Here is a 13,734-nt window from a genome sequence, read left to right as displayed (position 1 = left end):
GGGCGAGATGGCGCGTCAAGCCAGCCTGCCGCCGTCGTAAATCCTCAAAGCGCGCCACCCAATAGTCAGCTTGCTTATTACTTTCACCTTTCCTAGGCTGGAAACCGTCAGGCAAACAACTCTCGAAGCGGTAGTCCGCGCCCTGAAGCAGACGCGCTGCACACCGCTTCACACGAGGAGGAAAAATGTCAGAACACAGCATCACAGGCAAGAAGGTCGCATTCCTGCTGACAGACGGTGTGGAGCAGGTTGAGCTGACCAGCCCCTGGCAGGCGGTAAAGGAAGCCGGCGGCGTGCCCACCCTCGTGGCCCCCAAAGCCGGCAAGCTGCAGGGCTACAACGGCACGGAAAAGGGCGACACCTTCGACGTCGACCTCACCGTCGCAGAAGCCAACGCCTCCGACTACGACGCGCTGGTCCTGCCCGGCGGCGTCGTCAACGCGGACCACCTCCGCGTGGACAAAGACGCGCAGGGCTTCACGCGAAGCTTCTTCGAACAGCACAAACCGGTCGCCTCGATCTGCCACGGACCGTGGCTGCTCATCGAGGCCGGCGTGGTGCGGGGCCGCAATGTCACGTCCTACCACACGCTCGAAACGGACCTCAGGAACGCCGGCGCCAACTGGACGGATCAGGAAGTAGTGGTTGACCAGGGCCTGGTGACCAGCCGGAACCCGGACGATCTTCCCGCGTTCAACAGCAAGCTGGTAGAGGAAATCGCCGAAGGCGAGCACGCAGGCCAGATCGCCTGACACCTGTTGTTCCCTCAGGGTTTGAAAAAAGATCCCGCGCGGAGGAATTACTCCAGCCGGTAGAGTGTTGCCATCTGCAGCGGCCATGTTCGCGCACCACACTCATTACTCTCCCTGAGGGAACACTCATGTCTACCGAAGTCTCTCCGCCCGCCAACGGCCAGTCCGTCAACACCGAAGGAATCAAGCCCGCCGCGCCGGAGAAGATGTCCCGCGAGTCCGTCACCATCATCACCACCCTGTTGGTGGCGACTTTTGTGGTGATCCTCAACGAGACCATCATGAACGTCGCCCTCCAGCGGCTCATGGTGGACCTCCAGGTGGACGCACCCACGGTCCAGTGGCTTTCCACCGGCTTCATGCTGACCATGGCAGTGGTCATTCCCACCACCGGCTTCATCCTCCAGAGCCTGTCCACCCGTGCCGTCTTCATGTTGGCCATGGGGCTCTTCGCCGGCGGCACCGCACTGGCCGCCGTGGCTCCCGGATTCGAGATCCTGCTGCTGGCCCGCATCATCCAGGCGGGCGGCACGGCCATCATGCTACCGCTGTTGATGACCACCATCCTCACGCTGGTCCCGATCGCCAAGCGCGGGGCCGTGATGGGCAACGTCAGCATCGCCATCTCGGTGGCCCCGGCCATGGGACCCACCGTTTCAGGCCTGATCCTGGAGCACTTCACCTGGCGGTTCATGTTCGTGTTCGTCCTGCCCGTCGCCCTCGCGGCGCTGGCCATCGGTGCGAAGTACCTCACCAACGTGGGCGAAGCGGAGAAGACCAAACTCGACTTCGCGTCCGTACTCCTCACCGTCCCCGCGTTCGGTGGCCTGGTCTACGGCCTGAGCCAGATCGGCGGCGGCCACGGCGGCCAAGCGGGTCCGGGCACCACCGCGATTGCTGCCCTGGTTATCGGCGTGGCCAGCCTCGCCGTGTTCGTCCTCCGCCAGCTCAGGCTGCAGAAGGCCAGCGCCCCGCTGCTGGACCTCCGCGCGTTCAACTTCCGCATGTTTACCGTCTCGGTCCTGCTGATGGTGGTGGCCATGATGGCCCTGTTCGGCGGCGTGATCCTGCTGCCGCTCTACCTCCAGGAAGTCCGCGGCCTGGGCTCCCTCGAAACCGGGCTGGCACTGCTCCCCGGCGGACTGGCCATGGGCCTCCTGGGCCCGGTCATCGGCCGGCTGTTCGACAAGGTGGGCCCGCTGCCCCTCACCGTCACCGGGTCCATCCTGATGGTCGTGACTCTTTGGCAGTTTTCAATGCTCGACGCCGGCACGGAAGTCTGGTGGATCGTCACCTTGCACGTGGGGCTGAGTTTCGGCCTGGCGCTGCTCTTCACTCCGGCGTTCACCACCGGCCTGAACCCGCTCCCGCCGCACCTGTACTCGCACGGTTCAGCGATCATGAGCACCACGCAGCAGGTTGCCGGCGCCGCCGGCACGGCGCTGCTCGTGTCCATCTTCGCCGTGGTGTCCGCGGCGTCGGGACTCGTCGCCGGGATGAGCGCCGCCTTCATGACGGCAACAGTCATCGCCTTCGCCGCCGTCGTCCTTTCCGCGATGATGCGCAAAACCGAAGGTGCCGGCGCGGGCCACGGCGGGCACTGATCCCAACTGGGTAGCACTAACTGTCGTTTTGAGCCCTCAAAACGACAGTTAGTGCTACTTACATGGGGGTCAGCCGGCGTAGAAGTCGCTGAGTTCCTTGATCAGCACGTCCGGGGCCTTGATGGCGCCGTCGTGCCCGAAGCCGGGGAGGATGGTGTAGCTGGAGCCGGAGAGGACGTCATGGATCTGCCCGCAGGCCACACCGAAGTAGGCCGGGCTCTTTTCGCCCACCACGATCAGCGTTTCGAGCGGAAGCGCCAGGAACGGCTCGGCCGGCATGTCCGCGGCGATGATCGCCTTGATCTCCCGGACGCCGGTCCGCATCAGCTCCCTCTGCTGCTTGCCCTCTGACGTGCCGGCGGTCAGCTTGTTGGCGAGGGTCAGCATGGACAGCGGCATCCGGGACGAGAACGGTCCACCTTCCTCGAGCCCGCGCTGGATCACGGCGAGGGCCCGGTCGTCATCGCCAGCGGCAGCCGCGGCCTCATATTCGGCGATCCACTCCGCCTTTACGCTGTGGTTCACGGATACCGCGGGGTCGTACACGGCCAGCCGCTCAACCGGCAGCGTCCGAGCCGCGTGCAGTGCCACCGCGCCGCCGAAGCTATGGCCGAACACGTCCGTGCTGGACGTGTGTTTCATGACCGTGTCCAAATCGCGGATATCCACATCCAGCGTGTAGTCCTCCGGCTGGGGGGACGACGATCCGCGGCCGCGGCGGTTGAACGTGTGGACGGGCCGGCCCAGGGCGGCGCTCAGCTTTTGCGCGAACTTGGTGTAATCCGCTGCCGTCACCATGGATGGCGGGACGATCACCACGCCGGAGCCGGCGGAAGCCATATCCGTGCCGGTGGAGAAGAGCTCCAGAGTGCCGCCGTCGGGGGTCCTGATGTTCTCACGCGTCATGTTCCGAGCCTAGCTGAGCAACCTGAGCGCGGGCACCATGGACACTGCCGGCTGAAGGATCCGGAGGGGATCTAGGCGAGGCGCGAGATGAGCGCGGCGCTTTCCGCCCGGATGGCGGGCAGTTCTCCGGCCAGCCCGCAGAGGATCAGTCCCGCATCCGCGGCCTCCAGTGGAGATTCCGGGGTGGCCATGCCGTCCACGCGGAGGCTGATCAGGGATTCGACCAGGCGGAACGTGAAATCGCCGCCGCTGGCTTCCGGGTGCCCGTCGCCGCGGGAAGGGGACAGGCCGGCGCCGAGTCGCCCGTACAGGCCGCGCAGCTCCTGCCGGTCCGCGAGGAACCGGGCAAAGCGTGCGGTGCGGACTTCGGGCAGGTGGTAGAGGATTCCGAGGTTCCAGCGGGCGCTGCAGAGCTGGGTGCCGTCGTAAAGCGCGACGGCGTGAAGCCGGCTTCCGGCGGCAGCTTCACCTGTGGTGTCGGCTGCGACGGCCCGCGCGAACTTCAAGCCGCCGCTCACTGTTCCCTCCAGCAGGTCCTCGAGGATGTCGTCCTTCGTCTTGAAGTGGTGGTAGAGCGAGGACTGCCGGATTCCCACGGCGTCCGCGATGGACCGGGTGGAGGTGCTGGCGAAGCCGTGGGTGGTGAAAAGTTCGGCGGCCGCATCGAGGATTTCGTCGCGGGCGGTGGCCCCCGGGCGGGAGGGCTGTTGGTGGCGAGGGCGTCCCGGTCCGGCTGAAGTCACCGCATCATTCTTGCATTCCCGTCCGGCCCGAAAACCGCGGAACGGCAATGTGAGGGGACGGAAATGAACCCGAAACAAGATGTCTATGTGCCTTTTACAGAGGTGAAACTGTTTGGGGACATGGCGCTGGAAAACTATCAATTGACCGGTAATCAGCAGCCTTCGGCCGAGCGCTGCGCTGCCGGGAGGTTTTATCCCCCCTGCCATTCCAGCCCCGGAGATTCCGATGACATCAACCGTTCTCCCCACCGTCCACCAGGACGATGCGGACCTGACGTCCCTTGGCTATGAGCCCACCCTTCACCGAAAGCTCGGCCGCTACGCTTCCTTTGCCGCCGGCTTCTCCTTCGTTTCGATCCTGACCACCATCTTCCAGCTTTTCGCGTTCGGCTACTCGTTCGCTGGGCCTGCGTTCTTTTGGACCTGGCCGGTTGTCCTGGTGGGCCAGCTCCTGGTGGCCCTGAACTTCGCCGAACTGGCCGCCCGCTACCCCTTGTCCGGCGCCGTGTACCAGTGGGCCCGGCGCGTGGGCGGTGAAAGTGTCGGCTGGTTCGCGGGCTGGTTCATGGCCATCGCCCAGGTGGTCACTGCCGCGGCCGCCGCCATCGCCCTGCAGGTGGTGCTGCCCCAGCTCTGGGACGGCTTCCAGATTGTGGGCGGCGATCCCGCCCTCAACACGGTCAGCGGTGCCGCCAACGCGGTGGTCCTCGGGGCCGTGCTCCTGGTGGCCACCACCATCATCAACTCGCTGGGCGTCAAGCTCATGGCGCACGTGAACTCCGTCGGTGTCACGTGCGAGATCGTCGGCGTCGTGGCCGTGATCCTCGCGCTGATCAGCGCTGCCCAGCGCGGTCCGGACGTCGTCGCGGACACCACGGTGCTGCAAAACTCAGAGCTCGGCGCAGTGGGAGCCTTCCTGGTTTCCGGTCTGATGGCCGCCTACGTCATGGTGGGCTTCAACTCCGCCGGCGAACTGTCCGAAGAGACCAAGGACCCGCGGCGCACCGCACCCCGCACCATCCTCTCCGCGCTGCTGATCTCCGGCATCGGCGGCGCACTGATGATCATCACCGCCCTGATGGCTGCACCCAGCCTCGACGACGGCCGGCTCGCCACCGAAGGTCTTCCCTACGTCCTCACCGCCGTGCTGGGCACGTTCTGGGGCAAGGTCCTGCTGGTGGACGTGGCCATCGCCATCTTCGTCTGCACCCTGGCGATCCAGACCGCCGGTTCCCGCCTCGTGTTCTCGATGGCTAGGGACGGGAAACTCCCCGCCTCCGCGCTGCTCTCCTCCGTCCACCCCACCCGGGGCACGCCCATGTGGCCATCCATCGTCATCGGCGCACTGGCCGTGGGTGTGCTGGCCATCAACGTTGGCAACGCCGCCCTGTTCACCACCTTGTGCAGCGTGTGCATCGTGATGGTCTACCTTGCCTACCTCCTGGTCACCGTGCCGCAGCTGGTGAACCGCCTCCGCGGCGACTGGAACCGGGTGGGGCAGACCATGCCCGCGGGCCTCTTCTCGCTCGGCCGCTGGGGGCTGCCCGTCAACATCCTCGCCGTCCTCTACGGCGCCGTGATGGTGGTCAACCTTGCCTGGCCCCGGCCCGAGGTCTACGACCCCTCCGGCGAGAACGGGAACCTCCTCTACTCGGCGCCGCTGATGGTGACGGCGGTCCTGCTCCTGGGCCTCTGGGTCCGCCGCCGGAACCTGGCAGCCAGCGCATAACAACCGCCAAGCAACCAAGCCTTAGAACCCAAGCCTTAGAACAACAGGACTGACATGACACAGACCATCGAAACACCAGCAACCGGCACAGCCACCACCGCCGGCGCCCGTGCCCACGCCCGGGAACAGCACGACCGGACCGCGGACACCATGCGCTTCGTACCGGCCGCTTCCGCCCCCGCGCGCTTCACTGAGGAACTGCCCGACGGCGTTTTCCCCACTTGGGTCGAGTCCCTGGCCTTCGGCCGGTACACCACCATGACGCTTGCCCGCGGCACCCGCGTCCGGCTCACGGACACCGCCGGTGATGCCTGCGTGCACACCCTCCTGTACCGGGCCGGGGCCCTTCACGAACGCCTCAACACCGCGGACACCGTCAAGGTCCCGTGGCAGGCCTACCCCGGGACGGGCCACCCGCTGCTGTCCGACGCCGGCCGCCTGATGGCAACCATCGTGGCTGACACCTCATCCCGCCACGATGCCCTGACCGGCGCCACCACACTCAGCGGAAACACCGAGCGATACGGTGCCGGAACGGCCCACAGCGCGTCCCCGGCAGCCCGCGAACTCCTCACTCTCGGAGCCCTCAAAACCGGGCTCGGCCCCCGCGACGTGGCACCGTCGCTGACACTCTTCAAGGGCATCAACGTGGACCCCGCCGGCACCATCACGTTCACCGGAAGTGCCGGTCCGGGCGCCGCCGTCGAATTCCTGCTCCAGATGGACGCGGTGCTGGTGCTCGCCAACACCGCCCACCCCCTGGATCCCCGCGAAGGCTTCACCGGAACCGCCGTCGACGTCGTCGCCTGGCATGCGCCGCAGGACCTCGCCGCGCTCGAGGCGGGCACTCTCGCCGGCCCCCTGGCGCCCGAACACCTGCAGGCACTCCGCAACACCGAACACGACCTCACCGCAAGGAACGCCCGATGAACACCGCCATTGACACCAAACCCATCCCGGCCGCGGGCGAAACCGCCCTGGTGCCCGGCGCCGTGGTCCTCGACGAATTCGTGGAAGCCAGAGGCCCCTGGTCAGCGGTAGTGGCAGCCGGCGACGTGCTGACCATCGTGGACCTGGAAGGCAACCAGGCCGTGGACTGCCTGCTGTACGCCGCTGAAGACACGTCCGTCCGCTACTCGGCGCCCGTCACCATCGCCCGGCAGCAGTCGATCGTCCTGACCACGGCTTCGGTGCTTCGCGCAGACACCGGAGCTCCGCTGATGACCGTGGTGGCAGACGAAGTGGGCGTGCACGACACCATAGGCGGGGCCTGCTCGCAGGAATCCAATACCCTCCGCTACGGCCAGCACACCCGCGAACAGCACGCCTGCGTTGAAAACTTCCTCATCGAAGGCTCCCGCTGGGGCCTGGGAAAGCGGGACCTGGTGTCCAACATCAACTGGTTCATGAACGTTCCCGTGGACCCGGACGGTGCCCTGGGCATCGTTGATGGACTGTCGGCCCCCGGCAAGCGTGTGGCGCTGCGGGCCGAGGTGGACACCCTGGTCCTCGTCTCCAACTGCCCGCAGGTCAACAACCCCTGCAACGGCTTCAACCCCACCCCAGTCCGCATGATCGTCACCCGGCCGGAGGCAGCGCTGTGAATACTTTCGACACCCTGCTGATCGCCAACCGCGGCGAAATCGCCTGCCGCATCATCGAATCAGCCAAGAAACTCGGCTTGCGGACCGTCGCCGTATTCTCCGAAGCGGACCGCGGCGCCCGCCACGTCCGCCTGGCAGACGAAGCGGTGCTCCTCGGCCCGGCGCCTGCCAAGGAGTCCTACCTCCGGGTGGATGCGCTCCTGGCAGCGGCGAAGTCCACCGGGGCAGGAGCGATCCACCCCGGATACGGGTTCCTGTCCGAGGACGCCGCTTTCGCCGAAGCCGTGGAAGCAGCAGGACTGGTCTTTGTTGGCCCCACCTCGGAACAGCTGCGCATCTTCGGCACCAAGCACACGGCACGCGACGCCGCCCGCGCCGCCGGCGTCCCCATGATCGCCGGATCCGGACTGCTGGCGGACGTGGCTGAGGCTGTAGAGGCAAGTGCCGCCATCGGCTTCCCCCTGATGCTCAAGGCCACCGGCGGCGGTGGCGGCATCGGCATGACGGTCTGCCGCACCGAGGCCGAACTGGTGGAGAGCTTCCCCCGGGTTGCCCGCCTGGCCGGGGCCAGCTTCGGCACCGCGGGCGTCTTCGCGGAACGCTACGTCGAAAACGCCCGGCACATCGAAGTCCAGGTTTTCGGCGATGGTGAGGGCCGGGTGGTCAGCCTCGGCGACCGCGACTGCTCCCTGCAGCGCCGCCACCAGAAGGTTCTTGAGGAAGCGCCGGCCCCCGACCTGCCCGAGGAGCTGCGCGAAGAACTGCACCGCAGCTCCCGCGCACTGTGCGCCTCGCTCAACTACCGCTCCGCAGGAACGGTCGAGTTCGTCTACGACTCCTCCCGCCGCGAAGCGTCCTTCCTGGAGGTCAATGCCCGGCTCCAGGTGGAGCACCCCGTCACCGAGGCCGTCACCGGGGTGGACCTCGTGGAGTGGATGCTCCGGCTGGCGCAGGGCGGCGCGGAAGCCCAGGGCGTACTCGCCGGCATCCCGGACAGCCTGCCCGTTTCCGGCAATGCGGTGGAGGCACGCGTGTACGCCGAGGATCCGGCCCGCGGCTTCCAGCCCAGCGCCGGAACCGTCACCAACGCCGTATACCCCGCTGCGGAGGATGTCCGCGTGGACGCCTGGGTGGAAACCGGCACCGAGGTGTCCACCAACTACGATCCCCTCCTGGGAAAAATCATCACCTCGGCAGCAACGCGGGCTGAGGCCTTCGACCGGCTGGCCGCAGCACTCGCCGGAATCCGGATCGACGGCATCGAAACCAACCTTGGAATGCTCCGCGCCGTGGCGGGACTGGACGTGGTCCGCAGCGTCGAGCACTCCACCAGCACCCTGGACTCCGTGGGCGATCCGGAACCCCGGATCACCGTGGACCGCCCCGGCCTGCAGACCAGCGTGCAGGACTGGCCCGGCAGGACCGGCCTGTGGCAGATCGGCGTCCCGCCGAGCGGCCCCATGGATGACCTGTCCTTCCGGATCGGCAACACCGCGCTCGGCAACCCCGAAGGCGCCCCCGGCCTGGAATTCACCATGACCGGGCCCAGCCTGACCTTCACCCACGCCACCACCCTCTGCGTCACCGGCGCCGAGGTAACAGTGACGGTTGACGGGACGGAGGTTCCAGCATGGGCGCCGGTGACAGTGCCCGCAGGCGGCACGCTCGACGTCGGCACCGCAGCAGGGCACGGGCTGCGGGGGTACATCCTGTTCCAGGGCGGCCTGGACATTCCGGAGTACCTTGGCAGCGCCTCCACCTTCACGCTCGGGCAGTTCGGCGGACACGCCGGACGCGTCCTCCGCGCCGGCGACGTCCTCCGCACCGTGAAGCCGGCCGCCGCCGGAGAACCCGAGACGCTCGCCGTCCCGCTCGACAGCCGGCCCGCCCTGACCTCAACCTGGGAACTCGCCGTGGCCGAAGGCCCGCACGGCGCCCCGGAATTCTTCCAGCGCGAAGACATCGAGGAACTGTACGCCGCCGAGTACGAGGTGCACTTCAACTCCGCCCGCACCGGCGTCCGGCTGACCGGTCCCAAACCCCGCTGGGCAAGGACCGACGGCGGCGAGGCCGGCCTGCACCCGTCCAACATCCACGACACCGCCTACTCCGTGGGCGCCCTCGACTTCACCGGCGACACCCCCATCCTGCTCGGCCCGGACGGCCCCAGTCTGGGCGGTTTCGTCTGCCCCGTCACCGTGGTGACGGCCGACCGCTGGAAGCTCGGCCAGCTCCGCCCGGGGGACAAGGTCCGATTCGTTCCCATCGAAGTCAGCCAGGCACCGTCCGCCGGGGACCTCGGGCCCGGCCGGCAATTGGTTTTGCCGGGTGACGCCGGCTGGTCGGCAGAGCTGTCAGGCAACCTGTCAGCGCACCTGCCAACAAAGACTGCAGCAGCGCCGGCAGGCAGGCGCGCCGGGCGGGGAGACGGCGACGACGGCGTGCTTGGCCGGGTGCCTGAAGGCGCCGGACGGCCGGCAGTCACCTACCGCCGCTCCGGCGATGACAACCTGCTCGTGGAATACGGCGAGATGGTCCTGGACCTGGGGCTGCGTGCCAGGGTGCACGCCCTGCACCAGCACCTCGAACAGCTCCGCGTGCCCGGAATTGTGGACCTCACCCCCGGCATCCGCTCCCTCCAGATCAAGGTGGACCCGTCGGTCCTGGCCACCAAGCGGCTGCTGGGCCTCGTCCAGGAGGTTGAGGCGGCACTGCCCCCGAGCTCCGAACTGGTAGTTCCCAGCCGCACCGTCCGGCTGCCGCTGTCCTGGGACGATCCGGCAACGAGGGAAGCCATTCAGCGCTACATGGCAGGCGTCCGTGATGACGCCCCCTGGTGCCCCTGGAATATCGAGTTCATCCGCCGGATCAACGGACTGGACTCCGTCAACGACGTCTTCGACACCGTCTTCAATGCCGAATACCTGGTCCTGGGCCTCGGGGATGTCTACCTCGGCGCCCCGGTGGCCACGCCGCTGGATCCGCGGCACCGGCTGGTAACCACCAAGTACAACCCGGCCCGCACCTGGACGCCGGAGAACGCGGTGGGGATCGGCGGGGCCTACATGTGCATTTACGGCATGGAAGGGCCGGGCGGCTACCAGTTCGTCGGCCGCACCACCCAGGTGTGGTCGCGCTACGCGGATTCGGCTCCCTTTGAGGCGGGCTCACCCTGGCTGCTGCGGTTCTTCGACCGGATCTCGTGGTACCCGGTCAGCCCAGAGGAACTCCTTGACCTGCGTGCCGACATGGCCGCCGGCAGGGGCCGCGGCGTCGAAATCGAGGAGGGCACCTTCTCCCTGGCCGAGCATGAGCTGTTCCTTGAGGAAAACCGTGAGTCCATCGCGGCATTCCGCGAGACGCAGGGCGCGGCTTTTGCGGTGGAACGGCAGGCATGGGCCGACGCCGGCGAGTTCGACCGCGCGGAGGCGCTGGCCGCCGTCGTGGCCCCCGCGGCAGACGACATAGTGGTTCCCGACGGCGGTTCCCTTGTGTCCGCGCCGTTTGCTGCGAGCGTCTGGAAGGTTGATGTTGCAGTGGGGGACCGGGTTACCAAGGGCCAGCCGCTGGTTTCCCTCGAGGCCATGAAGATGGAAACGGTGCTGGAAGCGCCCTGCGACGGCGTGGTGCTGCGCGTCCTGCCGGCCGCCGGTTCACAGGTGGTGGCGGGCGAGGCCGTGGTGGTCCTCGGCAGCGATGACGTGGAGCCTGCGGACGTGGATGCCCCGGAACTGGAAGAGGCAGCAGTATGAGCAACCCCGCCACCGGTACGGCCACAGCGCGGGTCAAGGCGGCGCTCGCCGCCGTCGAAGCAGTGGACCGCCCCGAAATCTGGATCACCCTCCGCGGTGAGGCTGATTTGCTGGCCGAGGCAGCTGGCATCGACGCGGCTGTAGCGGGCGGCGCCGACCTGCCGCTCGCCGGGCTCCTGCTGGCCGTCAAGAACAACGTGGACGTGGCGGGCATCCCCACGACGGCGGCGTGCCCCGGCTTCGCCTACCTGCCGGAGAAGGACGCCGACGCGGTGGCCCGGCTCCGGGCCGCCGGCGCACTGGTCCTCGGTGCCACCAACCTGGACCAGTTCGCCACCGGGCTCGTCGGCGCACGCAGCCCGTATGGTGCTGTCCGGGACTCCCGCCGCCCGGAGTTCATCTCCGGCGGCTCCAGCTCCGGCTCCGCCGTGGCAGTGGCGCTGGGCCTGGTGGACATCGCCATCGGAACGGACACTGCAGGATCAGGCCGGGTGCCGGCGGGGCTGCAAGGGATCGTGGGAATCAAGCCGACGCTGCACGTTGTGTCCACCACCGGCGTAGTGCCTGCCTGCCGGTCGTGGGACGCCGTCACCATCTTTGCCCGCCAGCTGTCCACGGCGGAGCTTGCGATGGGGGTGATGGCCGGCAGCGCGCGGACCTGGCCCAGCGATATCCGGCTGGCAGCACCGGCGAGGCCGAGCGTGGCCTACCCCGCCAGCCTGCCCGCCCTTCCAGACTCCTGGGCAGCAGAGTTCGGACGCCAGGTGGACCGGCTCCGCGACTCGGGCGTGGACGTCCGGCCCATCGAATTCGACGCCTTCCTGGACGCGGCGCGGCTGCTGTACGACGGAGCCCTGGTGGCCGAGCGCCATGCCGCCGTGGGCAGCTACATCGAAACGGCCGACGCCGGCACGGACGGGCAGGCGGGCATCGACCCCACGGTGGGTGGAATCGTCCGGGCGGCCGGCACGTTGCCTGCCCACCGCTACGTTGCGGACACCGCCAAACTGGAAGAACTGAAACGCAAGGCGATGGCAGGGCTGGAAGGCTTCGACGCCCTGCTGGTGCCCACGGCGCCGTTCCACCCCACGCTGGACGAGGTGGCCGCCAACCCTGTGGGCGTCAACTCCCTTATGGGCACCTACACGAACTTCTGCAACCTGTTCGACCTCTGCGCGGTGGCCGTCCCGGCAGGCGTGGTGGACAATTCCCAGTTCGGTCTGACAGTGGTGGGCCGGACCTTTGACGACGCAGTCGCCGCTGACATCGCCCGCAGGATCGAAACAACCCCCGCCGCGCCGGAACTCTTTGCTGCCGGCGCAGTACCGGCAGTGACGGCGGCAGCCGGCCAGCCGTCGTCGTCCGTTCCGTGGCCGGTGGCCGCCGGTGCTGTGGCGGTCCCGCTGGTTGTGGTCGGTGCACACCGGAAGGGCCAGCCGCTGGCTCCGCAGCTGGAGGAACTCGGGGCGGTCTGGGACGGTCCCGTCCGGACGGCCGCCCGCTACCGCATGGTGTCCCTGGACACCGTGCCGCCGAAGCCGGGCGTCTACCGGTCCGACGACGGCGCGGAGCTCGTGGGTGAACGGTGGCTTCTGTCGCCTGCGGGGCTGGGCTCGTTCCTGGCGTCCCTTCCCGAGCCCATGCTGCTCGGATCCGTGCAGCTCTCCGACGGGTCAACCGCTGTCGGGTTCGCCTGCGACGCCGTGGCCGCCGCCGGCGGCGAGGACATCACGCGCTTTGGTGACTGGCTGGCGGACCGGAAGGAGCTCGTGAGCCCTTGAAATACTCCGAGATATCGGTGACGAGTTCATTGACGGCCGCGGGGATGGAGCCGTGGAAGCCCTTGGGGGAGAGCTCATAGGTGCTGCCGGGGACGGCGGCGTGCAGCCGCTCTGCCGTGACCTTGTAGTAGCTGGGGCTCTTGCCGCCGGCCATGAAATGGGTCGAGGCGGGCAGCACGCTGAAGTCCCTGGCATGGTCGGCCTCGTTGTAGGCGGCGCGCAGCTCGCCCACTCCGCTGGGCATGACGTCCCGGAACATCCTGTTGATTTTGGTGTTCGAGACCAGCGCCATCAGCCCGGCCAGGACAGGCTCGGGAATCCTTGCCAGGGCGGTGCCGGGGCTGGTGGCCTTCTTCATGTGCGCCAGTGCGTGGCCCACCTTGCCGTTGTTGACGGCGTCCTCGAACCCGTCCAGCCAGGCGGTGTCGATGCTGCCGTCGATGTTCACCGCGGCGTCGTACACCGCGAGCTTGTCCGGCACGTAGGAGGTTCCGGTGAACTCCTGGACGGCGTTCAGGGCAACCGCCCCGCCCAGGCTGTGGCCCAGGATGTTCCGGGCACCCGTGGCATCCAGGACAGCCCGCACGTCGGCGATCTCGGTGGCCATCGAGTAGTCGGCGGGCTGCTCCGACGAGCTGCCGCGGCCCCGGCGGTCATACACGTCCACCGCCCAGCCGTCGCCCAGGCCCTTCGCCAGCGCCACCGAAAACGGCCGGTAGATCAGTGCGGTCAGGAACGCTCCGCCGATCAGCACCACGCGGCGTTCGCCCGGGGCATCAACGGTGCCGTAACTGTATAAGGCCAGCCGGCCGCCGTCGTGCGTTGCAATGACCTGTTCTTTCACCACCCCATCGTAGGCGGGA

The 13,734-nt window shown here is 67.9% G+C and carries 10 protein-coding genes; 7 read left to right on the top strand and 3 right to left on the bottom strand.

All coding sequences use genetic code 11. The features are described 5' to 3' along the window. Window positions 1–185 precede the first annotated feature (185 nt). Window positions 186–752, top strand: a complete 567-nt coding sequence (locus B5520_RS09685) for a type 1 glutamine amidotransferase domain-containing protein (RefSeq protein WP_079596859.1) — start codon at window positions 186–188, stop codon at window positions 750–752. Between the two features lie 128 nt (window positions 753–880). Then, complete coding sequence (locus B5520_RS09680) at window positions 881–2,356, top strand: DHA2 family efflux MFS transporter permease subunit (RefSeq protein WP_104443468.1); 1,476 nt, start codon at window positions 881–883, stop codon at window positions 2,354–2,356. Between the two features lie 69 nt (window positions 2,357–2,425). On the opposite strand, the gene B5520_RS09675 is transcribed toward B5520_RS09680, so the two are convergent. Together B5520_RS09675 and B5520_RS09670 are read right to left on the bottom strand one after the other, a co-directional pair. Further along, window positions 2,426–3,262: an alpha/beta fold hydrolase gene (locus tag B5520_RS09675; protein WP_079596857.1), complete on the bottom strand. Its 837-nt coding sequence runs from the start codon at window positions 3,260–3,262 to the stop codon at window positions 2,426–2,428. Window positions 3,263–3,333: 71 nt separating this feature from the next. Further along, on the bottom strand, window positions 3,334–4,005 hold the full coding sequence (locus B5520_RS09670) for a TetR/AcrR family transcriptional regulator (protein ID WP_079596856.1): 672 nt from the start codon (window positions 4,003–4,005) through the stop codon (window positions 3,334–3,336). 226 nt (window positions 4,006–4,231) lie between these two features. On the opposite strand from B5520_RS09670, the gene B5520_RS09665 reads away from it, so the two are divergent. Genes B5520_RS09665 through atzF form a run of 5 tightly spaced genes read left to right on the top strand, consistent with a single transcriptional unit; the run spans window position 4,232 to window position 12,871 of the window. Further along, the gene (locus tag B5520_RS09665; protein WP_079596855.1) at window positions 4,232–5,734 is read left to right on the top strand and encodes an amino acid permease; all 1,503 of its coding nucleotides are present in this window, start codon (window positions 4,232–4,234) and stop codon (window positions 5,732–5,734) included. A 54-nt stretch (window positions 5,735–5,788) separates the two neighbouring features. Beyond that, window positions 5,789–6,664, top strand: coding sequence for an urea amidolyase associated protein UAAP1 (locus tag B5520_RS09660; RefSeq protein WP_079596854.1), 876 nt, complete (start codon window positions 5,789–5,791; stop codon window positions 6,662–6,664). Continuing rightward, on the top strand, window positions 6,661–7,338 hold the full coding sequence (locus tag B5520_RS09655; RefSeq protein WP_079596853.1) for an urea amidolyase associated protein UAAP2: 678 nt from the start codon (window positions 6,661–6,663) through the stop codon (window positions 7,336–7,338). Before B5520_RS09660 ends, B5520_RS09655 begins: the two co-directional genes overlap by 4 nt. Continuing rightward, entirely contained in the window at window positions 7,335–11,090 is a 3,756-nt protein-coding gene (gene uca / locus B5520_RS09650) for an urea carboxylase (RefSeq protein ID WP_079596852.1), read from the top strand. Before B5520_RS09655 ends, uca begins: the two co-directional genes overlap by 4 nt. After that, window positions 11,087–12,871 (top strand): allophanate hydrolase, encoded by a 1,785-nt coding sequence (gene atzF / locus B5520_RS09645; protein WP_079596851.1) that lies wholly within the window; start codon window positions 11,087–11,089, stop codon window positions 12,869–12,871. The genes uca and atzF overlap by 4 nt, the downstream gene beginning before the upstream one ends. Here atzF and B5520_RS09640 read toward each other — a convergent pair. Beyond that, window positions 12,819–13,715 carry an alpha/beta fold hydrolase gene (locus tag B5520_RS09640; protein WP_079597008.1) on the bottom strand — a complete coding sequence of 299 codons (897 nt, stop codon included), beginning with the start codon at window positions 13,713–13,715 and terminating at the stop codon, window positions 12,819–12,821. The genes atzF and B5520_RS09640 overlap by 53 nt on opposite strands. Window positions 13,716–13,734: the final 19 nt, after the last annotated feature.

The sequence above is a fragment of the Arthrobacter sp. P2b genome (assembly GCF_900168295.1).
GTDB lineage: Bacteria > Actinomycetota > Actinomycetes > Actinomycetales > Micrococcaceae > Arthrobacter.
This window is presented reverse-complemented; position numbering and strand designations above follow the sequence as displayed.

Excerpts from the sequence above, each read along its gene's own strand:
- B5520_RS09685 (WP_079596859.1), top strand. The coding sequence starts at position 186 with ATGTCAGAACACAGCATCACAGGCAAGAAGGTCGCATTCCTGCTGACA.
- B5520_RS09680 (WP_104443468.1), top strand. The coding sequence starts at position 881 with ATGTCTACCGAAGTCTCTCCGCCCGCCAACGGCCAGTCCGTCAACACC.
- B5520_RS09675 (WP_079596857.1), bottom strand. The coding sequence starts at position 3,262 with ATGACGCGTGAGAACATCAGGACCCCCGACGGCGGCACTCTGGAGCTC.
- B5520_RS09665 (WP_079596855.1), top strand. The coding sequence starts at position 4,232 with ATGACATCAACCGTTCTCCCCACCGTCCACCAGGACGATGCGGACCTG.
- B5520_RS09660 (WP_079596854.1), top strand. The coding sequence starts at position 5,789 with ATGACACAGACCATCGAAACACCAGCAACCGGCACAGCCACCACCGCC.
- B5520_RS09655 (WP_079596853.1), top strand. The coding sequence starts at position 6,661 with ATGAACACCGCCATTGACACCAAACCCATCCCGGCCGCGGGCGAAACC.
- atzF (WP_079596851.1), top strand. The coding sequence starts at position 11,087 with ATGAGCAACCCCGCCACCGGTACGGCCACAGCGCGGGTCAAGGCGGCG.